Origin of the sequence: Gayadomonas joobiniege G7, assembly GCF_000300815.1 — a bacterium.
Taxonomy (GTDB): domain Bacteria; phylum Pseudomonadota; class Gammaproteobacteria; order Enterobacterales; family Alteromonadaceae; genus Catenovulum; species Catenovulum joobiniege.
On the sequence record NZ_AMRX01000006.1, the window covers coordinates 149,561 to 170,950 of the forward strand.

At 41.6% G+C, this 21,390-nt stretch carries 27 protein-coding genes and 3 tRNA genes; 14 read left to right on the forward strand and 16 right to left on the reverse strand.

The features are described from left to right. Nucleotides 1-3: 3 nt before the first annotated feature. From C727_RS0107775 to purE, 12 genes are all read right to left on the reverse strand, one after another. A complete protein-coding gene (locus C727_RS0107775; protein ID WP_017445063.1) occupies nt 4-1,251 on the reverse strand; it encodes a uracil-xanthine permease family protein in 1,248 nt (415 codons plus the stop codon). After that, entirely contained in the window at nt 1,251-1,880 is a 630-nt protein-coding gene (gene upp, locus C727_RS0107780) for a uracil phosphoribosyltransferase (protein ID WP_017445064.1), read from the reverse strand. The genes C727_RS0107775 and upp overlap by 1 nt, the downstream gene beginning before the upstream one ends. Before the next feature lie 67 nt (nt 1,881-1,947). Further along, nucleotides 1,948-2,955 carry a hydrolase gene (locus tag C727_RS0107785; protein ID WP_017445065.1) on the reverse strand — a complete coding sequence of 336 codons (1,008 nt, stop codon included), beginning with the start codon at nt 2,953-2,955 and terminating at the stop codon, nt 1,948-1,950. Next, nucleotides 2,952-3,353, reverse strand: a complete 402-nt coding sequence (locus C727_RS0107790; protein ID WP_017445066.1) for a hypothetical protein — start codon at nt 3,351-3,353, stop codon at nt 2,952-2,954. Before C727_RS0107790 ends, C727_RS0107785 begins: the two co-directional genes overlap by 4 nt. Then, nucleotides 3,354-3,587: a hypothetical protein gene (locus tag C727_RS0107795; RefSeq protein ID WP_017445067.1), complete on the reverse strand. Its 234-nt coding sequence runs from the start codon at nt 3,585-3,587 to the stop codon at nt 3,354-3,356. It abuts the gene before it with no gap. A gap of 14 nt (nt 3,588-3,601) precedes the next feature. After that, nucleotides 3,602-4,039 (reverse strand): YacL family protein, encoded by a 438-nt coding sequence (locus tag C727_RS0107800; RefSeq protein ID WP_026052618.1) that lies wholly within the window; start codon nt 4,037-4,039, stop codon nt 3,602-3,604. Between the two features lie 71 nt (nt 4,040-4,110). Beyond that, the gene (locus tag C727_RS19335; RefSeq protein WP_017445069.1) at nt 4,111-4,245 is read right to left on the reverse strand and encodes a DUF3149 domain-containing protein; all 135 of its coding nucleotides are present in this window, start codon (nt 4,243-4,245) and stop codon (nt 4,111-4,113) included. Between the two features lie 117 nt (nt 4,246-4,362). Further along, entirely contained in the window at nt 4,363-4,671 is a 309-nt protein-coding gene (locus C727_RS0107810) for a hypothetical protein (protein ID WP_017445070.1), read from the reverse strand. A gap of 5 nt (nt 4,672-4,676) precedes the next feature. Further along, complete coding sequence (locus C727_RS19530; protein WP_017445071.1) at nt 4,677-4,829, reverse strand: hypothetical protein; 153 nt, start codon at nt 4,827-4,829, stop codon at nt 4,677-4,679. Between the two features lie 72 nt (nt 4,830-4,901). Beyond that, nucleotides 4,902-5,303 carry an acyl-CoA thioesterase gene (locus C727_RS0107820; protein ID WP_017445072.1) on the reverse strand — a complete coding sequence of 134 codons (402 nt, stop codon included), beginning with the start codon at nt 5,301-5,303 and terminating at the stop codon, nt 4,902-4,904. 116 nt (nt 5,304-5,419) lie between these two features. Continuing rightward, the gene (purK, locus tag C727_RS0107825; protein WP_017445073.1) at nt 5,420-6,505 is read right to left on the reverse strand and encodes a 5-(carboxyamino)imidazole ribonucleotide synthase; all 1,086 of its coding nucleotides are present in this window, start codon (nt 6,503-6,505) and stop codon (nt 5,420-5,422) included. Then, nucleotides 6,505-6,999, reverse strand: a complete 495-nt coding sequence (gene purE / locus C727_RS0107830) for a 5-(carboxyamino)imidazole ribonucleotide mutase (RefSeq protein ID WP_017445074.1) — start codon at nt 6,997-6,999, stop codon at nt 6,505-6,507. Before purE ends, purK begins: the two co-directional genes overlap by 1 nt. Nucleotides 7,000-7,201: 202 nt before the next feature. Here purE and C727_RS0107835 point away from each other — a divergent pair, with 202 nt between their 5' ends. From C727_RS0107835 to C727_RS0107855, 5 genes are all read left to right on the forward strand, one after another. Further along, nucleotides 7,202-8,449 (forward strand): valine--pyruvate transaminase, encoded by a 1,248-nt coding sequence (locus C727_RS0107835; RefSeq protein WP_017445075.1) that lies wholly within the window; start codon nt 7,202-7,204, stop codon nt 8,447-8,449. A gap of 107 nt (nt 8,450-8,556) precedes the next feature. Further along, entirely contained in the window at nt 8,557-9,462 is a 906-nt protein-coding gene (rimK, locus tag C727_RS0107840; protein WP_017445076.1) for a 30S ribosomal protein S6--L-glutamate ligase, read from the forward strand. Then, the gene (locus tag C727_RS0107845; RefSeq protein WP_017445077.1) at nt 9,462-10,475 is read left to right on the forward strand and encodes a succinylglutamate desuccinylase/aspartoacylase family protein; all 1,014 of its coding nucleotides are present in this window, start codon (nt 9,462-9,464) and stop codon (nt 10,473-10,475) included. Before rimK ends, C727_RS0107845 begins: the two co-directional genes overlap by 1 nt. Before the next feature lie 8 nt (nt 10,476-10,483). Further along, nucleotides 10,484-11,026 carry a mechanosensitive ion channel family protein gene (locus C727_RS0107850; protein WP_017445078.1) on the forward strand — a complete coding sequence of 181 codons (543 nt, stop codon included), beginning with the start codon at nt 10,484-10,486 and terminating at the stop codon, nt 11,024-11,026. Continuing rightward, nucleotides 11,013-11,453 carry an ATP-dependent zinc protease family protein gene (locus tag C727_RS0107855; RefSeq protein ID WP_017445079.1) on the forward strand — a complete coding sequence of 147 codons (441 nt, stop codon included), beginning with the start codon at nt 11,013-11,015 and terminating at the stop codon, nt 11,451-11,453. Before C727_RS0107850 ends, C727_RS0107855 begins: the two co-directional genes overlap by 14 nt. Here the strand turns inward: C727_RS0107855 and C727_RS0107860 are convergent. Next, nucleotides 11,450-12,136, reverse strand: coding sequence for a YIP1 family protein (locus C727_RS0107860; protein ID WP_017445080.1), 687 nt, complete (start codon nt 12,134-12,136; stop codon nt 11,450-11,452). The genes C727_RS0107855 and C727_RS0107860 overlap by 4 nt on opposite strands. A 72-nt stretch (nt 12,137-12,208) precedes the next feature. Here C727_RS0107860 and C727_RS0107865 point away from each other — a divergent pair, with 72 nt between their 5' ends. Both C727_RS0107865 and C727_RS0107870 read left to right on the forward strand, forming a co-directional pair. Next, a complete protein-coding gene (locus tag C727_RS0107865) occupies nt 12,209-12,985 on the forward strand; it encodes an ABC transporter ATP-binding protein (RefSeq protein ID WP_017445081.1) in 777 nt (258 codons plus the stop codon). 1 nt (nt 12,986) lies between these two features. Beyond that, nucleotides 12,987-14,195 (forward strand): ABC transporter permease, encoded by a 1,209-nt coding sequence (locus C727_RS0107870; protein ID WP_017445082.1) that lies wholly within the window; start codon nt 12,987-12,989, stop codon nt 14,193-14,195. 52 nt (nt 14,196-14,247) lie between these two features. Here C727_RS0107870 and C727_RS0107875 read toward each other — a convergent pair whose 3' ends face one another. After that, the gene (locus tag C727_RS0107875; RefSeq protein ID WP_017445083.1) at nt 14,248-15,837 is read right to left on the reverse strand and encodes a LysM peptidoglycan-binding domain-containing protein; all 1,590 of its coding nucleotides are present in this window, start codon (nt 15,835-15,837) and stop codon (nt 14,248-14,250) included. A gap of 66 nt (nt 15,838-15,903) precedes the next feature. Beyond that, nucleotides 15,904-16,665, reverse strand: coding sequence for a hydroxyacylglutathione hydrolase (gene gloB / locus C727_RS0107880; protein WP_026052620.1), 762 nt, complete (start codon nt 16,663-16,665; stop codon nt 15,904-15,906). Nucleotides 16,666-16,712: 47 nt separating this feature from the next. Here gloB and C727_RS0107885 point away from each other — a divergent pair, with 47 nt between their 5' ends. After that, nucleotides 16,713-17,474 carry a class I SAM-dependent methyltransferase gene (locus C727_RS0107885; RefSeq protein WP_017445085.1) on the forward strand — a complete coding sequence of 254 codons (762 nt, stop codon included), beginning with the start codon at nt 16,713-16,715 and terminating at the stop codon, nt 17,472-17,474. Here the strand turns inward: C727_RS0107885 and rnhA are convergent. Next, nucleotides 17,471-17,935, reverse strand: a complete 465-nt coding sequence (gene rnhA, locus C727_RS0107890) for a ribonuclease HI (protein ID WP_017445086.1) — start codon at nt 17,933-17,935, stop codon at nt 17,471-17,473. The two genes, C727_RS0107885 and rnhA, sit on opposite strands and share 4 nt — an antisense overlap. 110 nt (nt 17,936-18,045) lie before the next feature. Here rnhA and dnaQ point away from each other — a divergent pair, with 110 nt between their 5' ends. From dnaQ to C727_RS0107920, 6 genes are all read left to right on the forward strand, one after another. Then, nucleotides 18,046-18,774: a DNA polymerase III subunit epsilon gene (dnaQ, locus tag C727_RS0107895; RefSeq protein ID WP_017445087.1), complete on the forward strand. Its 729-nt coding sequence runs from the start codon at nt 18,046-18,048 to the stop codon at nt 18,772-18,774. A 16-nt stretch (nt 18,775-18,790) separates the two neighbouring features. Then, nucleotides 18,791-20,191, forward strand: a complete 1,401-nt coding sequence (locus tag C727_RS18205) for a TIGR03503 family protein (protein ID WP_017445088.1) — start codon at nt 18,791-18,793, stop codon at nt 20,189-20,191. A 197-nt stretch (nt 20,192-20,388) separates the two neighbouring features. Next, nucleotides 20,389-20,465: transfer RNA gene (locus C727_RS0107905), tRNA-Asp, on the forward strand. Nucleotides 20,466-20,515: 50 nt separating this feature from the next. Beyond that, nucleotides 20,516-20,592: transfer RNA gene (locus tag C727_RS0107910), tRNA-Asp, on the forward strand. Between the two features lie 33 nt (nt 20,593-20,625). Beyond that, nucleotides 20,626-20,702, forward strand: a tRNA-Asp gene (locus C727_RS0107915). Between the two features lie 188 nt (nt 20,703-20,890). Further along, entirely contained in the window at nt 20,891-21,352 is a 462-nt protein-coding gene (locus C727_RS0107920) for a carboxymuconolactone decarboxylase family protein (protein ID WP_017445089.1), read from the forward strand. The last annotated feature ends 38 nt before the right edge of the window (nt 21,353-21,390 follow it).

Consider the following 21,390-nt stretch of genomic DNA (forward strand, 5'->3'; position numbering starts at 1 on the left):
GGGTTATTTAGCCGCTTCGTGAGCGGTAGTTTTTGTGGCTGGTAACACAGCGTTTAAAATAATCCCGATAATGGCACATAAACTAACGCCTTGCAGGCTAAAGGCACTGCCCCCTAATTGCATACCGCCAATACCAAATACTAAAATTAATGCAACAATGGTTAAATTACGCGGTGCGGTCAGGTTGATGTTGGCACGCGCTAACGTATTTAATCCTACTACGGCAATAGAGCCAAATAATAACATCATAATTCCGCCCATCACAGGAGACGGAATACTTTGCAATATCGCACCAATCTTCCCAATAAATGCCATCAAAACGGCAAAAATTGCTGCCCAGAACATAACCTTAGGATTAAAATTACGGGTTAACATAACAGCGCCTGTCACTTCTGAATAAGTGGTATTTGGTGGGCCACCCAAAGCTGAGGCTAAAGAGGTTGCGACTCCGTCACCCATTAATGTTCGATGTAAACCTGGTTTTTTCAAAAAGTCTTTGCCGGCGACTTGGCTAATGGCCATCATGTCGCCAATATGTTCAATAGCTGGCGCAATGGCAACGGGCAAAATAAATAGGATGGCTTGCCACTTAAATTCAGGCCAGATAAAAGCCGGTGCAGCTATCACAGGGGCGTTATAAACCGCAGTAAAATCAATGACCCCAGCCAACAAAGCCACCAAATAACCAGTAATAATGCCACATAATACAGGTAATAAACGCATTAAACCACGGGCCCAGATGGCCACGACCACAGTCGCAATTAATGCAGACATAGACAGCAAAATGGCAGTATTTTCAGCAACCAGCTGGATCGAACCATCACCACTTTTGCCTAATGCCATGTTGACAGCCACGGGGGCTAACGCCAAACCTATGACCATAATGACAGGGCCGACGACGACAGGGGGTAAAATTTTATGTAAAACTTCCACGCCTTTTAAGCGTACAAGCTGGCTGAGCAGTATATAAGCGAGCCCTGCACACAATAAGCCGCCCATGGTCGCAGCGGTTCCGTATAACTCTTTACTAGCGATAATAGGGGCAATAAAGGCAAAAGAAGATGCTAGAAATACGGGAACTTGACCTTTAGTGATCCATTGAAAAACCAAGGTACCAGCACCAGCGGTAAATAAAGCAACATTGGCATCTAACCCTGTTAACAGCGGAACTAATACCAAGGCGCCAAATGCAACAAAAAGCATTTGGCTGCCGGTTAAAATATTTTTAAATAATTCTTTTTGCTGGCTCATTAGACGGTACCAAAAATTTTATCACCAGCATCTCCTAATCCTGGCACAATATATCCATTCTCGTCTAAATGGCTATCTAATGCAGCGGTAAATATTTCGATATCCGGATGTGCATTTAAAGTTTTTTCAACCCCTTCCGGGGCTGCAACCAAAACAATCACTTTAATGTCGGTACAGCCTGCTTTTTTCAACATGTCTATGGTGGCAATCATAGAACCGCCAGTTGCTAACATAGGATCGATCACTAAACTAATTCGCTCATCTATGTTACCGACCAGTTTTTCAAAGTAGGGCACAGGTTCTAATGTTTCTTCGTTTCGTTGCAAACCAACAACACTGACTTTGGCGGCTGGAATGAGTTGGGTGACGCCATCCATCATACCTAAACCGGCACGTAAAATAGGCACAACGGTGATCTTTTTTCCTTTGATATGCTCAACTTGTAATTTAGATTCATCCCATGCGGTGATCTCTACTGATTCCATCGGCAGGGCTTTGGTCGCTTCATAGGTTAATAAAGCACCCACTTCGGATGCTAATTCGCGAAAGCTTTTTGTGCTTATGCCATGTGCTCTCATTAAGCCTAATTTATGTTGTACCAATGGGTGTTTTATTACTTTAATGCTCATAATCTTTTGCTTATCTAAAAAGTTTTATTAATTATACCTTATTTTGATGTCAGCGGGGACGATCAAATTAGTCTGTTAACGGCTTATTGGCTGCTAATATTTGCCTAAAATATTCAAGCGTACGTGTTTCTAACCAGTATTCAACCTGCCTGGGTGATGGACCACTGATAAATCCAACATGACCGCCTTTCTGACTAAGTTCAAAGGTAACATGCGATGATAATTCGTGTGCTTGAGGCACACTGTCGGGTGATAAAAAAGGGTCATCAGCAGCATGAATGACTAAAAGAGGTTTTTGTACCTGCTTTAAAAATTGGCGTCCACTGCATTTCTGGTAATAGTCTTGTGCACTGCGGTAGCCGTGAAGCGGCGCGGTAATGGTTTGGTCAAATTGCCAAATGGTTCTGATTTTGTTGAATTTTTCCGGTTTTTTACCTAAATAAAGGGAAAGATCAACCGATTGCATTTTGCGGGCTAAATTGTCTAACATCATATCTAGGAGGTATTTTTGGTATACTTTGGCAAAACCGCGTTGGATATGCAAACAACTGGCAGCTAGGTCCAGGGGGGGGCATATAGCGACACTGGCACTGAGCGGGTTATCTTTCGCTTGCTCGCCATTAAACTTGACCAGTACATTCGCACCGAGTGAAAAGCCAACCGCATAACAAGGTGCATTAGGGTATTTTTGTCTTAAATAGGTTATTAAAAAATTAAGATCTTCGGTATCGCCTGAATGATAGGCACGTGCAAGCCTGTTGGCGATGCCACCACAAGATCTAAAATGCATTAATACACCAATCCAGCCCTGCTGGCGCACTGCATTCATCATGCCTCGTGCATAGGTGCTACGCACTGAGCCTTCTAAACCGTGCAAAACTATTACCAAAGGTGAGCTATAATGTTTTTTCGGCTTTTCAGACCAATGAATGTCAATAAAATCGCCATCGGCCAATTCTAATCTTTGCTGAATGGTCGGGCAGATGAGTTTGCGTCTATGTATTTTTTGCCAGCCCGTTTGCAAGTGTCTATTAGTCATCCACCAGGCAGGTTTAAAACGACTTTCTATTATCATTTTTGTTTCGGTTTGTTATCTATCAAAATATCTCCACGCGAGCGCAGGGTCTTTTTTTCTCGGATACGGGCAAATGGATCAATAGCTGAGTTGTTATCAGCGCTTGTTTTTGTTTTGACTTGCGCTTTTGGTAATGAGCCTTGCTGTTTAGTTTTGTAGTGCTGTTTAATCCGCAGCCAGCAAATAGCCACTATTAAGAAGTTCAACAACCATTTTATGATTAATGCGGATAACAAATAAGTATTAGATTCGGTTGTGCGTAGGTATTCTGTCGCATCAAGATAAATTAAATGCACTAAAATCAATAATACTAGGGTTAATAGCAGTTGTTTAATATTAACCTGATATTTTTTCCAAATGGTGGCTAGAAATGTTAATCGAATCAACGGATTAAGCATTTACAGCCACCAACCTAAACCAAGTGCAGCGGCGACTGCAAAAAGGCCTTTTTCTTTGATTTGACCACGGATTCTATCTTCTTCTTCTTTAACCAAAATTTCTAATTCATCTTCTGTTAAATCGGTTGCTTTGCGGCCAGCCAAAATAATACGACTTTGGGCTGCCTGTATAGCAGATTCTCGTATGCGTTTATCCATACGCGCTTTAACATGACTAATACCAGGCACCTTCATTCAGTTTTACCTTATTATTCTGAGATAAATTTGAGCCAAGCGTTTAATGCATATTCAAAATCATCTAATCCACAGCCGCATATTAACGCTTCTTCGCTTAGACGGTTCTGATCATCATTTTGTTCAAGCTCACCGTCGTTTTCTGTGTAGTCGGGCAGATCGTCTTGGTCGGCTGAATGAGTCGGTTTGGCATACAGTTTAGCATCAACGGGCAAACCCTGGTCTTGCAAGGTGACTTCATCACGATTTAAGGTCATTAAATGAAACTGACCTTGGATCTGGTGATGTTGTAGATCTTTTTTTCTAATTTGGGTAATAATATTGAGCAGGTCAATGATTTTATTTTTATCAGTGCCTAATTCCTGATTAAACCATTGGGTAAAAGCCTCTTGTTCGAGTGAAAAACTGGCTTCGTATTGACCTTCTGCTGAGAGGAAAAAATCGTATTCCAATGTGCTAACCTTTTGTCTGCTAATAATCGGCAAATTTAGCACATTTGGACCAGATTTGTCGCCTGTTTATGTTATTTTGCTGATGACTCTTTGATCTTGCTAAAAATTAGCCAAGTGTAAAATCCACACAAACCAAGCACAATAAAAACACCGAATAAAGCGCCTAATACAATGGGATCTTGTAATAACATTTTTAAAGGACTCATAGATAGCTCCAACTGATAGATAGAGTGCTACTCTAGCCAAAGCCACTAGGATAATATTTGCGATAGATCAACATTTGGCAACTACTTACCATGCAAGTAGCGCCGCTTTGATATAGATCAAACTTGATGGTTCGTCCGTTGCCAAAGGTTAAAAAACTTGACTAGCAGAGGCTGTAATTCAGTAAAATCTTGTTGCTCAGCGAGGTAAAAAGCGTGCTGGTAGAATTTATTTAAAGCACTGGCGAGTTCGGGCCATTGCGTTTCATCGATACTGAGGTTAAGCAATAATAAAGATTTATTTAACTGGCCAGTAGCTTGTTGCTGGCAGGCTAATATTGACTGGTTGATAAGATAGAGTAGTCGTTGATGGTCATTTAAACCGTCAAATTGTGATTTCTGGTAAGCTTTTACGTTGAGATGAGTCATTTTGTCTAACCAGCTGCTAAATCGTTAGCGGTTAAATTGGCTTGAGTGGCAAGCGCCCGATCTGGATCTTCGATTAATAATCGCTCCAACAGTACTAATAATTCGGCGACGGCTTCATCTGCTAAGGGTTCTGCGATTAGCTCTTTTTTCTCCAGCATAATAATCCCCTTAAAACGTAAAATAATCAGACAGGAACGTCAGTAAAAAGTTCCCTGTCTGTTAGCGTTGTTTTATTGATCGCGAATGACCTTATGTTTCTGACCGACATCATCAATTGCAACATAGGTAAATATGCCTTCACAAACTAAAAAGCTTTCTTTAGACGGTAAGTTTCGGCGTAAAACGGGTTCCACCCAAACCTCTAATTTTAGCTTCATTGAGGTATTGCCTATTTTGACCACCTCACCGTAACAACTAAAAATGTCGCCAACATGAACTGGTGCGATAAAGCGGATTGAATCAACGGCGACGGTTACCGTCCTGCTTTTAGCTATGGCTTTAGCCATCATACCACCGGCAATATCCATTTGTGACATTATCCAGCCGCCAAAAATATCACCGTTTGCATTGGTATCTGCTGGCATGGCTTGGGTTCGTAAGATGAGTTCTCCGTTGGCATCAGTTTCGTACATAATATGCTCCGTTGCATGATTGTCGTTTTATTAATTTAATGATTAATATGCACAGATCGTGCCTTAGATGATCAGTTTAGGAAAAAAGGGGGAGCATTGCATCCTTGCAGTTAAAATTAATCCAATAATTGTTGTCGCAACCAGCTAATCGTATTCTGGTAGCGTTCAGGTAACAAACCTTCTATTTGTTCTAATGCGACTTTAATGTCAGGTTGAGCGACTTTACTAAAGTTAATATGGCCAACTTTACGACCTGGACGCACTTCTTTTTGATACCAATATAGCTCAGAACCTTCAACTGCTAACCAACGCGCATCCAAATCACAACCGATTAAGTTGATCATAAAGTTATTGTTGCGCACGCTTGGCTGAATCATGGGTAAACCAGCGACACAGCGAATATGGCTTTCAAATTGGCTGATATTACTGCCAGCTTGAGTCCAGTGGCCTGAGTTATGAACACGAGGTGCGATTTCGTTAATCAATAATTTACCACCCACTCGGAAACATTCCATCGCCATCACACCAACATAATCAACGGCTTCCATCAATTTTGTCAACATCTGCTCAGCGGCTGGCTGATACTGCTCCAAGCGGATCAATGGGCTGACGGATGCAGTTAAAATACCATCTTGGTGCAAATTGAGTGTTAATGGGTAGAAAAAACAGTTGCCTGATTTATCGCGAACCCCGATTAATGACACTTCTTCGTCAAAGTCTATCGCCTGTTCGGCGATGGATTCTTGATGCCAACCAGCAGGAACCTGAATCGCATCTTCGGCTTTTAACCAGTATTGTCCACGACCGTCATAACCACCTGTGCGGCGTTTTAATAAAACTTTGTCACCTAAATTCTCATGTAGTTGCGCCGCTGATGTTTCTGTCTCAACTAACTGCCAAGGCGCAGTCGCTAATTCAAGTTTGTCTAATAAGCTTTTTTGTTTATAGCGGTCGGCAATCGTCGCAAAAAAATCTTTATTGGTAAAATTGTTATGTTCAGATAGGACTTTAGTCACTTGTGTCTCTGGCCATTGCTCGCGTTCGGCTGTGACCACATCGGCATGACCTAATGTTGGGGTCTGTGCAGCATCTATGTCGACAGGTTTGACATTGATCCCCAGTGGCACAGCCGCATGTTGTAACATGGCACCCAATTGACCAGCGCCTAATACCCAGACTGTTTGATCAAAATAATGACTCATTAGCTTTCTTCTCTTGGATCCGGATTATTTAATACGGTTTCGGTTTGTTCACTGCGGAATGCTTCGATGCGGTCAGCTAATGCTGCATCTTGATTTGCTAAAATCTGAGCAGCATATAACCCAGCATTAAAAGCGCCCGCTTCACCTATTGCAAGGGTCCCAACTGCGACACCCTTTGGCATTTGCGCAATCGATAACAAGCTGTCCATACCGTTTAACGCTTTACTTTGCACGGGTACACCCAACACGGGTAAACGTGTTTTTGATGCAACCATGCCAGGCAAGTGTGCCGCGCCACCAGCACCGGCAATAATCACTTGATATCCATTATCTACGGCCGTAGCAGAAAAACTGATCAGCTTATCTGGGGTGCGGTGGGCAGATACTACTTCTACCTCGTAGCTCACTTCTAATTTATCGAGAATATCTGCAGCATTTTTCATGGTGCTCCAGTCACTTTTTGAGCCCATTATTATGGCAACTTTCGCTTTCACTCTAAACTCCTGATAACCTTGATGGGTTATATAAATCTAATGACATTTGCCGACTCAACAGAAAAAGCTGGCCAGCCACAGCTTTGGCTATGGTTGAACGATAGGCATCTGAAGTGTTATCCGGCGCGGGGATGAATGTCATATTACTTTGTTAACAGGCAAACAATAATAACATGTAATTTAAAGAGGCGTTAATAAAAAGGTGCGTAAAGTCTATTCAAACTTAGGACAACAACTTTGCCAGTCATCTGGGATTGTTGATTTGATGCAAGATCTGGGTGATGCGTTAAATGAAAACCCGGATATATTATTTTTGGGAGGGGGCAATCCAGCCGACATTCCCGAATTTAAAGCTAAAATGCATAGCTATTTAAGCAATGTGCTTCAGTCACCGGAAAAACTGCATAAATTGTTGGGTGTTTACCAATCCCCCCAAGGTGATTTAGCAGTCAGAAGACAACTGGCCGTTTATTTTAAACAGTTAGGCTGGCCGGTATCGGAAGATAATTTAGCGTTAGCCAATGGCAGCCAGTCGATATTTTTTGCGCTAATCAATATGCTCGCAGGTCAATGTGATGAACAAAAGCGGCAATTGTTATTTCCGATGGCGCCTGAATATTTGGGATATGCTGATCAAGCCTTGGGGGATGAGTATTTTACGGCGGTGACCCCTAAAATAGAGCTTATAGGTGAGCATGAGTTTAAATATCATATCGATTTTGACAAACTAGTGATTAGCAATAATATCGCAGCGCTTTGTATTTCGTCACCAGCGAATCCAAGTGGTAATTTAGTCAGTCATCAAGAGTTGGCCAGATTAGATGCCCTTGCTGAAGCACATCAAATACCTTTGATTATCGATTGTGCTTATGGCTCGCCTTTTCCGGGCATTGTTTATGAACCTCAGAAGTTACCATGGCTTAAAAATGCAGTTTATGTGTTCAGTTTATCGAAGTTGGGATTACCTGCCTGCCGCACGGGTATCATTCTTGGCAATACAAAATTGATTAAAGATTTTGTGCAAGCAACCACTGTGATGAATCTAGCCACCGCCAGCACTGGTATGGTATTGCTCAATGAATTACTTGAGCACCAGGCTTTGGATATTGTGTGCCAACAAATAGTGCAACCCTATTACCGTAAAAAGCGAGATTTTATCATTGCTCTAATCAAAGCCGAATTCAGTCATTTAGACTACCGAATTCATCTGGCTCAAGGGGCCTTTTTTATTTGGTTATGGTTGCCAAAATTAAAAATAACCAGTTCGGAACTTTATCAAATATTGAAACAGCAAGGCGTTTTAGTGATGGACGGTGCGCCTTTCTTTTTTGCGATTAAAGATGATTACGCGCATAAACAACAATGTCTGCGTTTATCATATTGTCAAGAGGAGAGTGTGATCCAAAGCGCGATTCGGATCATAAAAAATACTGTGGAAAAATATTATTAACCTGCTTTGTTTTTATGCTTTTTTGTTCTATATAAACTACTTGTAGTTTTTTTATTTAGTGTAAATATAGCGCCGTTTTTAACGGTCAACTTCTTAAGGCTTCAAGCATGAAAATTGCCATCTTATCCAGAAATGAAAATTTATATTCAACTCGGCGTTTAAAAGAAGCTGCACTCGCCCGTGGCCATCAAATTGACGTGATAGATACGCTGCATTGTTATATGGATATTACAAGTAACAACCCGTCAGTACGATACGAGGGACGTCAACTTCCCGCATACGATGCTATTATTCCGCGTATTGGTGCGTCCATTACTTTTTACGGTACGGCAGTTGTTCGTCAATTTGAAATGATGGGCACGTTTTCGATTAACGAATCGGTTGCGATCAGTCGCTCACGAGATAAATTAAGATCTTTGCAATTATTATCGCGCAAAGGCATAGGTTTGCCTAAAACTGGTTTTGCAAAACATCCCGACAATATTTCTGATTTAATTGAAAATGTTGGTGGCGCACCTGTGGTTATCAAACTGCTTGAAGGAACCCAAGGTATTGGGGTTGTTTTAGCCGACACCGAAAAAGCAGCGGAAAGTATTATTGAAGCTTTTATGGGATTAAAAGCCAATATTTTGGTGCAAGAGTTTATTAAAGAAGCCGGGGGAGCCGACATACGCTGTTTAGTTATTGGCGACAAAGTTGTTGCTGCAATGAAGCGACAAGCGGCTGCCGGTGAGTTTCGCTCAAACTTACACCGTGGCGGCACAGCTGAAATTGTTCGACTAAGCAAAGAAGAACGGGCGACGGCTATTAATGCCGCCAAGGTCATGGGGCTAAGACTGTGTGGGGTAGATATTTTACGCTCTAGCCGAGGCCCAGTTGTCATGGAGGTTAACTCGTCACCCGGTCTAGAAGGCATAGAAACAGCCACAGGCAAAGATGTTGCAGATCTGGTTATTCAGCACTTAGAAAAAAACGCCCGGCCAAATGCGACCCGTACCAAAGGTAAAGGCTGATGAAAGACATAGTAATTGCTGGGGTAAGTGTTAAACCCGGCGAGCAAAAAACAATCGATATTCCTGCCGCCCGGTTATACACTGACTTAGAGGCCTTTGTTGAAGTTAAAGTCATCCGTGGGCGACGACCAGGGCCTTGTGTATTTATTAGTGCTGCTATTCATGGCGACGAGCTAAATGGCATAGAAATTGCCCGTCGGCTGTTAAAAAGTCGCAGCATTAATGCGTTAAAAGGTACTTTGATAGTGGTACCTATTTTAAATGTATTGGGGGTACTCAATCAAAGCCGCTACTTACCTGATCGACGGGACCTCAACCGTTCGTTTCCCGGTTCTGCAAAAGGAAGTCTAGCTGGGCGGCTAGCGCATTTATTTCTTCAACAGATTGTTTGTCACTGTGATTATGGTATTGATTTGCATACAGGGGCGATTCACCGCTCAAATTTACCGCAAATCAGAGCCGATTTAGCCGATGAAAAAACCATGGAATTGGCCAAGTCGTTTGGTGTTCCGGTATTGTTAAATGCAGATATTAGAGATGGTTCGTTACGTGAATCTGCCGGCCATATGGGGTGCCGAGTTTTATTATACGAAGCAGGGGAAGCATTAAGGTTTGATGAACTGTCAATTCGCGCAGGTGTTGCCGGTATTTTAAATGTCATGGCAGCACTTGGCATGATACGTAAATCAAGCCGGCGAAAAGCGCTTGAACCCTATATAGCTAAAAGCAGCCGTTGGGTGAGAGCGGTTAGCAGTGGTATTGTCAGGGAGCGGGTCGGTTTAGGTGATATGGTTGAAAAAAACCAGTTGATTGCTGAGATAGGCAACCCAATGGGTAATGAAGTTGTGCCTTTGCATGCACCTTTTGCTGGCATTGTAATTGGCAAATCAAATATTCCTTTGGTTCATGAAGGGGAAGCTATGTATCATATCGCGGCTTTTTCTAAAATTAATGATGTGGGTGACGAGGTGGAAATGTTGGCCGATACATATTTGCCAAGCAACAATATTTAGGATGTATTATGAGTAGTTTTTTGTTTTCACTGTTGGCACTAGTGGGTTTTTGGTTTTTAAAAAATACCAGCCGTGCATTGGTAGAGCGTATTGGCCAAGAAAAACAAATTGACGAAAAGCGCATTCATTATGTCAAAATGGTGATCACGCTCGCTTTGGCTGTCGTGACATTTATGCTGATTAGCATAGTATTGGGCATTGATTATAGTCATTTGGCTATTTTCTTTTCCTCTGCGTTTGCGGTAATTGGGGTGGCGTTTTTTGCTCAGTGGTCAATACTAAGTAATGTTACAGCCAGTGTGATGGTTTATTTCTTTTTTCCATACCGGGTTGGCGATACAGTGACTATTGTTGATGGTGAAAACAGCGTGAGCGGAAAAATATCCGAAATCACTTTATTTCATGTGATCTTAAAAAATCCATCGGGTAGAATCGCCACTTATCCAAATAGTTTAGTATTTCAGAAAGCTGTTATGATAGAGCCGCTTAATCCGACCCAGACGGATACCATTGTGACCACAGAGGAAAATAACAGAGATGCAAACCGATAAAATGTTAGTTGGGGCATTGGAAGTCTGCAGTTTGCCAGATTTAGGTATTTCAGATATTAAAGTACGGGTTGATACAGGGGCTCAAACATCGTCTTTGCACGTGGACAATGTGCAAACTATTACCTACCGGGGCAAACCTTGGATTGAGTTCGATATTCATCCGGACCTTTATCATGTTGAAGAAGTGGTGCGCAGTAAAGCGCCTCTTAAAGACGTACGTTGGGTTAAGAGCTCAAACGGTGCCCGAGAACAAAGGTATGTGATCACCACAACCTTAGTGATGGGACCACGTAGTTGGCCGATTTTAATTACGCTTACAGACCGTTCAGAAATGAATTATTTAATGCTGTTGGGTCGTCAGGGGATGGCAGATCAACTGCTAGTTGACCCGTCACAAACCTTTATTTGCAGCAATGAAATTGATTAAAATAACAGGCTAAACGCGATCATCATGAGCACAGGGATAAAACATATGTAGCCGATGGTTGCCGTTTTTAGCTGAGTTTTAATTGATAAACCATAAAATAACAGAACAAAAGTCCACAGGCTGAAAAAATCAAAACTGGCTGCAAATGAATACAAGGGCTGCCCAGGCGCCAAGTTAAGGAGTTGGTTGAGCGAGGTGATTTGCAATTGGTACAACGAGGCTTGACCATCTTCGCTAAACAGTAAAACGATAATCGCCAGCCCGAGTTGAAAAATTACAGGTATCTGTAACCACCAATAAAATCCGTACCAGTTTTTAAAACTGTCTGTATTTTCTGTATCTAGTTTGGTCGCGATATTTAGATAAGCCGCTGCTAACAAGCCTTGCAACATAAGCATTAACTGGCTACCAAACACACTTGAATATTTTATCACTTCTGGCGTCATTTCTCGCGCTAATGCTTGCCGCTCCTGTTCACTGGCTTGCGGCAAGGATTCTGATAAGGTCATATTGATAAGCCATTGGGTATCTATCATAGAAAAATATAGGCTCCAAAAAATCAGTAGACTAAGGTTAACAATAAAAAATGGAAACCAAGCAGATAAGGTTTGTTGTTCAATCTGATTAAACGCGTATTTAGGGCGGCTTATGAGGTCGCCGAGTAGAATGATATATTGATTCATTTTAGTTAAGCTTGTGTGAGCAGACTGGGACAGTTTACCATAGTGTTTATCCAAATTATGCAAGGAATGAATATGTTATCTGTACGTGGCATTGAAAAATCATTTGTATTAAAAAATGCAAAACAAATGCAACAGTTCAAGCGGCAGGATCCACGTATTTGCGGGCGTCGTTTTAAAGTATTAGATGGCGTTAGTCTGACTTGTCAAGCAGGCGAAGTTGTGGCTTTGTTAGGCGCGAATGGCGCGGGTAAAACCAGTTTACTTCGCGTGCTCTCAACTGCCCTTAAAGCACAAAAAGGTCGTATTCAATGCAATCAGGCAGATGCTCAAAAAAATTTGATGGCGTATCGTCGACAAATAGGTTTTTTATCTGGCACCACAGGTTTGTATGAACGTTTAAGCGGTGAAGAAAATTTGCGTTATTTTGCTAAATTGTACGGTTTAGATGCAAAGCAGCAGAGCGAACGTATTGCTCATCTGAGCGAACAATTAGCCATGCAAAACTTTTTAAAGCGGCGTTTTGGTGACTATTCCACCGGAATGAAACAAAGGGTATCGATTGCGCGAGCTCTGTTGCACGATCCTCAATTTTTGATTTTAGATGAACCGACCACCGGGCTTGATATAAAAGCGAGAGGACTAATTTTAAACTTTATTGCTGAGCAACGAGCGGCGGGCAAAGGCATTATTTTTTCTACTCATGATATGGCTGAAGTCAATCAGCTATGCCAACGGATTTGTATTTTACGGCAAGGGCAAGTGGTTTTTAATGACAGTGAAGCCGTTTTACTTTCGCAGACCGGACAAACAAGCTTAGCACACGCAGTGTTGGCCATGATTGGAGATTAACATGATAGTGGCAATTTATAAAAAGGAACTGCTTGAGTTATTGCGAGAGAAAAAAACGCTGATGTTTATGGTATTACTGCCGCTCGTTATTTTTCCAGCTATTTTTGGTGCGCTGGCATTTTTTGCCACTAAAAGCATTCAGGATTCTAATACTCGAATATTGAATTTTTACGTTGATCAAGCTGCGTATGACAACCCTTTAGTTCTCAAATTGCAAGCATCTGAGCATTTTAATCTTAAGCGTGATTTAATAACGAATGATCAAGCAGAGCTGAAGCGGGCGCTGCAAGACGGGCAAATAGATTTTTGGTTAAGCTTAGGTGATAGCGGGCAAATAGCGGAAGATACCCAGCAACAAGTCCATTGGAAAATGTATTATTACAATGCCGACGGACTCAATGCACCGCTTCGTCGTGTAAATAGTATATTGCGAGAGATTCAACAGCAGATCACCACAGCTAGATTGCAAGGTTTGGGATTAAATGACGAGCAACAGGCGGCGATTTTAAAACCGGTTGTTTTAGAGCAAAATAACCTAGCACCCAAGCGTGAAACAATGGGCAGCCTGCTGGGAGGTTTTATTCCTTATATTTTACTGCCTTTATGTTTAATGGGTGCCATCTATCCGGCAATTGACTTAGCAGCCGGAGAAAAAGAGCGGGGGACTTTAGAGTCTTTGATTATCGCACCTGTTGCTGCTAGTCAGTTAGTCTTAGGGAAATTTTTGACCGTATTTACGGCCTCTATGGCCTGTGTTTTGGTGACCTTGCTCAGTTTGTTATTATGGGGATTTATTTTTGCCCAAGGTTTTGCAGTGCAAGCGATTGTTCAATTAGGAGAAACTTTTGGGATTTTAAGCTTGTTTGTGTCTGCCGTTATGCTCATTCCTGTTGCATTATTTGTCTCTGCCCTTGTTTTGACGATAGCAGTTTATGCAAAAAACTATAAAGAAGCACAAAACTTTATGGCGCCCCTGAGCTTTTTAATTTTTGCGCCATTAATTGCGGCTATGTTACCTGGTATACAGCTGAATTGGGGATGGGCGATAGTGCCGATCAGCAATGTTGCTTTGTCAATTAAAGAGATTTTGAAAGGGCAAGCGGATTATTTAATGTTAAGTACTATCTGGTTGAGTCAGTTGGGTTTAGCATTGTGCATGTTAATGTTTTGCATTTATTGGTTTAAACGCGAGGCTGTATTATTTAGATAATGTTTTTTAAAGCCCCCTGCGTTGGTTAAGCTGGGGGCGATGAGTGTTTGAGTTAAATATTGTTGATGTCTACATGCAGTGCGAGTGTTTGACCCGGCTGCAAAAACTTTTTACGGCTGATTTTGTTCCAATTTTCAATATCCGAGATGGTTACATTAAATTTATCGGCGATACGAGCTAAAGAGTCACCTCTGCGAACTTTATAATTTACTTTTTTTATTTTGTTTGTTGCCACCACCTGAGTATTAGGCTGGCGTTTAATTACCAGCTTTTGCCCCGGATGAATGTTTTGCTTTTCCGTTAAATGATTCCATTGTTGAATTTGTCGGCTGGTGACATTAAACGCGCGGCTGATATCCCACAAGGTATCCCCCGATTTTACCTCATAGTTAATTTCTGTCTGAATCAACTCGTTGGCCTGCTCGGCACTTGGCTCGTTTGATTGTGCCAGCTGGTTAGTTTGCGCTGCACCTGTTGGGATTAATAAACGATCTCCGACTCGAATTAAATTTCCTTTAATTTTGTTGGTCGTTTTTAACGTATGCAGACTGGTGTTGTATTTTTGCGCAATCAGGCCTAGGCTATCACCTGCTTTAACTTTATATTCAAACCATTTAATTAGATCGTTGGGTTGAGCGTCAGCTAAGGCTGCGCGTAATGTTTCAGCATTTTTTAATGGTAACAATAACGTGTGCGGACCTTCCGGTGAAGTCGACCAGCGCGCGTACCCAGGGTTGAGGGATTTTAATGCGGCTAAGTCAATTGAGGCCATCTGTGCAGCGATGGATAAATCGATTTGGTTTTCAACATCTACAACCTCAACCGTTTGCGCGTTTGCGATAACAGGCAACTCTGCTCCGTATTTTGTTGGATTTTTGATTAAATCAGCCAAGGCTAACAGTTTTGGCACATAAGCATCTGTTTCGCGTGGTAGATCAAGTGACCAATAATCAATGTTTTCACCACTGTTAAAGTTGCGCTTAATGGCACGAGCAACACGACCTTCACCTGAATTATAAGCGGCTAACGCATGAAGCCAGTTACCATCAAATTGTTGATGTAGTTTTTCTAGATAATCCAGAGCGGCGCGTGTTGATTCAATGACATCGCGCCGGCCGTCATACCACCAATTCCGTTTTAATCCATAATAATCAGCTGTACCAGGCACAAACTGCCATAATCCGGCTGCGTGATAAGGCGAATAAGCCATCGGATTAAACGCGCTTTCAACAATTGGCAACAGCGCTAATTCCATTGGCATTTCACGTTTTTCTATTTCTTCTACAATGAAGTATAAAAATGGCTCTGCACGCTTGGCAACTCGTTTGAGATAACTCGGATGTTTGATAAACCAGTTTCGCTGAATCGTTAAACGGCGATTTTCGGGAATATCCATCGTCAGTTGGCTTTGAATACGCTTCCACAAATTACCGTAAATTTTATTGCCAGTGGCTGATTCACTTTCTGCTTCAGCAATCGTGGTATCTGGGATCAATTCAAGACTACTAAATTCTGCGGCAATAAACTGATCATTGGCACTGTTCAAACGATCCTCTGTTGTCTCACTGACCATGGTTTCTGATGTGCTTTGACATCCAGCCAATGCGGTTAGAACAAAAATTGGAAAATAGCGTCGAATCATAATTTACCCTGTCTGAATTAAGCGACAGAATGTTACTGATTCATGCTCAGTAAAGCAATTTTTTGCTTAAAATTTGTCTTTTAAAGCTCTCAAAACGGCGAATGCGTCAACTTTATTATCTATTTTTTGTTGGCTCAATTGTGCTAGCATTTTTTGGAATTGTGGGTCAGCAACCCGTAAAAATGGGTTGCGCGTAATTTCATCTTTCAATTTGACTGGTAAGCTGGCTTTATTTTGTTTGCGCAGTTGACTGACCTCTTGTTGCCATATCATTAAATTTTCATCATCTGGTAAAATTGAACGTGCAAACTCTAAATTAGCTAGGGTATATTCGTGGGTGGGAAATAATAATAATGACCCTGGTAGTGTCGCGAGTGTTTCTAAACTATGTTGATAAGTGTACGCATCACCTTCAAACATACGACCACAACCGATTGAAAATAAGGTGTCACCACAAAATACCCAGTGGTCACTAACGTAGGCAATGTGGTCTAACGTGTGACCTGGAACGGCAATAATCGTTAGCTTGAGATCCAGTGCCGATAAATGAATTTGCTCACCATCATTAAGTGCATGGTCTATAACTTTAAAGGGGCTATTGGCTGGACCATAGATTTGTACTTCTGGGTAGCTTTGTTTTAATTGCTCTACACCTTGCGTATGATCCCAGTGATGGTGAGTGATTAAGATATAATCTAACTTGGCACCGGCCAAAGCGTTTCTTACTGCATTAGCATCACCTGGGTCTACGACAAGGTGAGCATGACCATTTGTTACGTGCCAGATATAGTTATCGTTGAGAATTGGTATTGGATTAATGGATAGCATAAGATAGCAATAGTCATTGTGAAAAAACATGAGGAAATCCTGAACGAATGAAACCCGCTTTGCAAGACATTTTGATGGGCGCACCGGCCAGTTGGCACGAAATTCCACAAGGTGGTTTTATTCGTAAACAAATTGAGCGACATTTAAATCAATGGTTGCCAAAAGTGTTTGGTTACCATTTTTTAAAAGTGGGTCAATTAAGTAGTGAAATAGACACCCAGGCCTGCACCATTAAACATCAGGTTAACGTGGCTGCAGAAGGGGCTCGTCAGGGGGTTATAACAGATATCCATCATTTACCTTTTAAAAGCCAATCGGCTGATGCAATATTATTAGCCCATACTTTGGATTATACACATGATCCACATCAAGTATTGCGCGAAGCGCATCGGGTATTAATGGCCGATGGATATCTATTTATTAGCGGTTTTAACCCGTTCAGTATCGCGGGTTTATATAAATTATGGCCGGGCAATAAAGCCGATCCAATTCGACAAGCCAGGTTTTTCCCACCGGCTAGAATTGGTGACTGGTTGTCTCTATTAGGTTGCGAAGTGGTGCAAGATCATAGGTTTATTTATAATCTGCCTGGGCGTCAGCCAGCCGGATGTAAAAATCGCTGGATGCCGTCTTTTACCCATCAGTATCTAACCCGTTTTGGTTCTGTTTATTTATTAGTCGCCAGAAAACGCGAGCTGCCATTAACACCCATAAAACCTAAATGGAAAGTAAAACCAGCGCTTGCACCTATTGGTAATGTGAGTATTGGCGGTGGTGCCCGGTCAGGTAAAACAGTCTGCCGCCGTTAACTCGCCTGATAACCAGTATCTTCTATCAATGTTTGACTGGTTGCAGCCGTTCTTGCTAATTGGTCACAAAGCTCGTTTTCAGGGTGTCCACTATGGCCTTTTACCCAATGCCAATTAATTTTATGAGGTTGACAGGCTTTGTCTAAACGTTGCCACAAATCAACATTTTTGACCGGTTTTTTATCGGCAGTTTTCCAGTTTCTCTTTTTCCAGTTTGATAACCATTGATTTATGCCATTTTTGACATATTGACTATCGGTTGTGAGTTCAACCTGGCAAGCTTGTTTAAGGGTTTCTAATGCAACGATAGCCGCTAGTAATTCCATGCGATTATTGGTTGTTAGCCGGTAGCCTTGGTTTAAAGTTTTTTGTACCCCTTTGTATTTTAAGACAGCGCCATAGCCACCAGGGCCAGGGTTGCCAAGGCAAGAACCATCGGTAAATATTTCGACTTGTTTCATGAGTATCCAAATAATTTTTTATTAAATTGTACGTTAGCCGGCACAGATGTACAGTGATAAGCCGTTTTACGGTAAAATATCCAAAATTCTAATCAGTCAACAGGTAAACGATGAGCAGACAAATTGTTTTAGATACAGAAACGACAGGTATGAACCAGGCTGGTGGTCCGGTTTACCTAAATCATAGGATCATTGAAATTGGCTGTGTCGAGGTGGTTAATAGACGACTGACTGGACGTCACTATCATGTTTATATTCGTCCCGACAGAGAAATAGAAGAAGAAGCGATTCAAGTGCATGGCATTACGAATGAACAGTTGGCGGATAAACCTGAATTTGCTGAAATTGCAGACGAATTTATTGAGTTTATTCGTGGTGCCGAATTAGTCATCCATAATGCACCTTTTGATGTTGGGTTTATGGACTACGAATTTGAGTTGTTGGGTAAAGACCTAAAAACAGCTTCTATCTGCACCATTACCGACTCTTTGCAGCTTGCAAGGGAAATGTTTCCAGGTAAACGAAATAATCTAGATGTCCTTTGTGACCGTTTTGGAGTCGATAATTCGCATCGAGAACTACATGGCGCTTTATTAGATGCTGAGATACTCGCCGATGTGTATTTGATGATGACAGGGGGGCAAACTGATCTGAATTTATCATCTGACGGTGGCCAAGAAGGGCAAGTGAGCGACATTATTCGCTTAGATCAACAGCGAAAACCGCTAAAGGTTTTACGTGCCTCTGCCGAAGAACTGTTAGAGCATGAAAGAAGGTTAGATATAGTGGAAAAAGCAGCGGGTCAATGTTTGTGGCGGGCTGATAGTCAACAAGATTAAATCAAGAGGTGTCGATTTGACTAAATTTATCGGAGCTTGCAGTGGGTTATTGGCGCTCAGCATTTTTGCACTCAATGCGGCAGAAGAGGATACTGTTAACTTAACTGTCATCGACGATAAAAAGTTAGATTTTAGCAAATTAGACATTATTCAAAAACCAGAGCATTTGTCGCGTATTAAATTAGTCGAGAACCGTTTCCGCATCGATGAGTACGTAGATGAACTTGTATTGGTTTTATTTCGCGATGGTACGACAGCACCTAGCATTTTAATTAAGCCTGATGGCAGTAAGTTGTACGCAGCCACCATGCCGCCAGAGCAGGGCGATTGGTTTTATGATACTCATTACGACATGGTTCGTTTACAAAAACCCATGCCGGGCCCATGGCAGGTGGTCGCTTCATTAACGGATAAAAGCGAAATTATGGTGATGTCAGACGTCCATTTGACCGCCGAAAAAATACCGCATGATTTGTTTGTTGGCGAAAACTTATCGTTAACTGCCAAAATCAACAATGCTGGAAAAGAGATCCCTTATCAAGGTTTTAGTGATGTGGTGCGAATGTCAGTGACTATGGTGAGCACCCACAATGATGAGTATGATAATTTTTCATCGCAACCTGTTAGAGTGGCCAGTTTTGAAGATGATGGGTTAGGGTATGATCAACACCGTAAGGATGGGGTCTTTACCGGCACTTTTAAACTGGCGCTGACACCGGGCGAATGGCGACCTGAATTATTTGTCGACTTGGCATTATTTAATCGCGAGTTTTCGTTGCCGCCCGTGATGATTCATCCACTACCATTTAAACTGGAATTTATACCCGCCGAAGAAAATAACCAACAGCATACGTTGAATATAACGGCTGATTCCGAGTTAATCGACTTTTCTACTTTTGTATTCAATGGCACTGTCTATTATCCAAACGGTGATTCCGAGTCTTTTGCCATCTCAGAACCACAAACAAATCAGCATGAAATGCAGTTATACAATTATCAGCAAGGGAATTACCGCATAAAACTAGATGCATTTGGAAAAACCACTGACGGTCGCGATTTAATTTTGGATGTCCCTGAACAAGCATTTGTAATTGAAGCGCCTGAACCTGTGATTGTGGAGGCGGAAAAAATAGAGAATGCTGATGAAATAAATGGCATAGCGACAGATGAAATTCTTGAGCCGCAAGATAGTCGTCTTTCCAACTCTAGTTTATTAACATTTGTTATTTTGGGAAATTTGTTGGTTTTGAGCCTTTGTTTATTAGCTTTTTGGTTGGTTGTTAAAAAGGGACTGTCTTTTTCTTCAGTCTGGTCTCGAGCCAAAAAGATCTTTAAAATGCGTAAAAAAGCCAAATCGAATGAAAAACATACAGAAACTGATGAGATAGTAGACTTGCGTATGCCAGAAGAAATTTAATTTAATTTTTTTTAAAAAATTAGTTGACTCATTGGCACTCAGTCCTTATTATTGCGCCCGCTTCTGACGGGGAACAACTCGAAAGGGCAAATTAAATATCTGATAAATAAGTAGAACATTTGTATTAGCTGTCACTGCTGTATGATTTTAAAAATCAGCACTCAGTTTGCTTTATACAGACTTGTTTATACCACTGCGGAGTGGTAGTTCAGTTGGTTAGAATACCGGCCTGTCACGCCGGGGGTCGCGGGTTCGAGTCCCGTCCACTCCGCCACTATCAGATAATTAATAGATTTACAGATTAAAAATTAGTAATACCACTGCGGAGTGGTAGTTCAGTTGGTTAGAATACCGGCCTGTCACGCCGGGGGTCGCGGGTTCGAGTCCCGTCCACTCCGCCATTTTACTCTGTTTATCGTATATTATACTACTGCGGAGTGGTAGTTCAGTTGGTTAGAATACCGGCCTGTCACGCCGGGGGTCGCGGGTTCGAGTCCCGTCCACTCCGCCATATCTCTATAAATTCATCTTTCAGTTATCAAGCGCTTAGTTTAAACCTCACTGTTACAAAAAAACCAACATTTAAATCTATTTTTTATGAACTCTCTGATTGAATCTAAAATCGGTTGGCGTTATTTAGCTTTGTGCGCTTTACTCAAACCTGCTGTTAAATTTTAAGCAAATTTAAGGAGCCAGAGTTTGAATACCTACCAGTTTATTAATAAACGCTTTGACCCAAGTGACACTCCATTTAATCACATTGCGATGCAGCTAGCCAAAGCGTATGGCTATACCGCAGATTTAAAACTAGATAAACAGCTTGCTCAGTTAATTAGACTTAGAGTTTCGCATTATAATCAGTGCGCTTACTGTCAAATTTTGCACAGTAAAGCGGCCATCGAGGCCGGGATTAATGAGGTGAAAATACACCATATTAATGCGTATCAAAACAGCCAGTTGTTTAGCCGTGCTGAACAGGCCGCTTTATTTTACTCAGACATATTAAGTGATGGCCGGCATGCTGATTTTCAAAAGATCCATGAGCAGGCATTGAACTTTTTTGAACAGGATGAAATTTTTGAAATAGCCGCCATCGTGATTAATATGAATTTATGGACTCGGCTAAAACTTGCTCAAGGTCAAGAACCAACGCCAGAATAACTGATCTCAGTTCCTTTTGATGCTGTAATAATAATTGT

What these genes read in the sequence shown, in the direction of transcription:
- C727_RS0107820 (WP_017445072.1), bottom strand. Translation starts at nt 5,303, where the DNA reads ATGTACGAAACTGATGCCAACGGAGAACTCATCTTACGAACCCAAGCC.
- gloB (WP_026052620.1), bottom strand. Translation starts at nt 16,665, where the DNA reads ATGCTATCCATTAATCCAATACCAATTCTCAACGATAACTATATCTGG.
- C727_RS0107870 (WP_017445082.1), top strand. Translation starts at nt 12,987, where the DNA reads ATGATAGTGGCAATTTATAAAAAGGAACTGCTTGAGTTATTGCGAGAG.
- C727_RS0107810 (WP_017445070.1), bottom strand. Translation starts at nt 4,671, where the DNA reads ATGACTCATCTCAACGTAAAAGCTTACCAGAAATCACAATTTGACGGT.
- C727_RS19530 (WP_017445071.1), bottom strand. Translation starts at nt 4,829, where the DNA reads ATGCTGGAGAAAAAAGAGCTAATCGCAGAACCCTTAGCAGATGAAGCC.
- C727_RS0107775 (WP_017445063.1), bottom strand. Translation starts at nt 1,251, where the DNA reads ATGAGCCAGCAAAAAGAATTATTTAAAAATATTTTAACCGGCAGCCAA.
- rimK (WP_017445076.1), top strand. Translation starts at nt 8,557, where the DNA reads ATGAAAATTGCCATCTTATCCAGAAATGAAAATTTATATTCAACTCGG.
- C727_RS0107860 (WP_017445080.1), bottom strand. Translation starts at nt 12,136, where the DNA reads ATGAATCAATATATCATTCTACTCGGCGACCTCATAAGCCGCCCTAAA.
- C727_RS0107885 (WP_017445085.1), top strand. Translation starts at nt 16,713, where the DNA reads ATGAAACCCGCTTTGCAAGACATTTTGATGGGCGCACCGGCCAGTTGG.
- C727_RS0107785 (WP_017445065.1), bottom strand. Translation starts at nt 2,955, where the DNA reads ATGATAATAGAAAGTCGTTTTAAACCTGCCTGGTGGATGACTAATAGA.
- C727_RS0107845 (WP_017445077.1), top strand. Translation starts at nt 9,462, where the DNA reads ATGAAAGACATAGTAATTGCTGGGGTAAGTGTTAAACCCGGCGAGCAA.
- rnhA (WP_017445086.1), bottom strand. Translation starts at nt 17,935, where the DNA reads ATGAAACAAGTCGAAATATTTACCGATGGTTCTTGCCTTGGCAACCCT.
- C727_RS0107795 (WP_017445067.1), bottom strand. Translation starts at nt 3,587, where the DNA reads ATGAAGGTGCCTGGTATTAGTCATGTTAAAGCGCGTATGGATAAACGC.
- C727_RS0107875 (WP_017445083.1), bottom strand. Translation starts at nt 15,837, where the DNA reads ATGATTCGACGCTATTTTCCAATTTTTGTTCTAACCGCATTGGCTGGA.
- C727_RS0107865 (WP_017445081.1), top strand. Translation starts at nt 12,209, where the DNA reads ATGTTATCTGTACGTGGCATTGAAAAATCATTTGTATTAAAAAATGCA.
- C727_RS0107855 (WP_017445079.1), top strand. Translation starts at nt 11,013, where the DNA reads ATGCAAACCGATAAAATGTTAGTTGGGGCATTGGAAGTCTGCAGTTTG.
- dnaQ (WP_017445087.1), top strand. Translation starts at nt 18,046, where the DNA reads ATGAGCAGACAAATTGTTTTAGATACAGAAACGACAGGTATGAACCAG.
- C727_RS19335 (WP_017445069.1), bottom strand. Translation starts at nt 4,245, where the DNA reads ATGAGTCCTTTAAAAATGTTATTACAAGATCCCATTGTATTAGGCGCT.
- C727_RS0107790 (WP_017445066.1), bottom strand. Translation starts at nt 3,353, where the DNA reads ATGCTTAATCCGTTGATTCGATTAACATTTCTAGCCACCATTTGGAAA.
- C727_RS0107850 (WP_017445078.1), top strand. Translation starts at nt 10,484, where the DNA reads ATGAGTAGTTTTTTGTTTTCACTGTTGGCACTAGTGGGTTTTTGGTTT.
- upp (WP_017445064.1), bottom strand. Translation starts at nt 1,880, where the DNA reads ATGAGCATTAAAGTAATAAAACACCCATTGGTACAACATAAATTAGGC.
- purK (WP_017445073.1), bottom strand. Translation starts at nt 6,505, where the DNA reads ATGAGTCATTATTTTGATCAAACAGTCTGGGTATTAGGCGCTGGTCAA.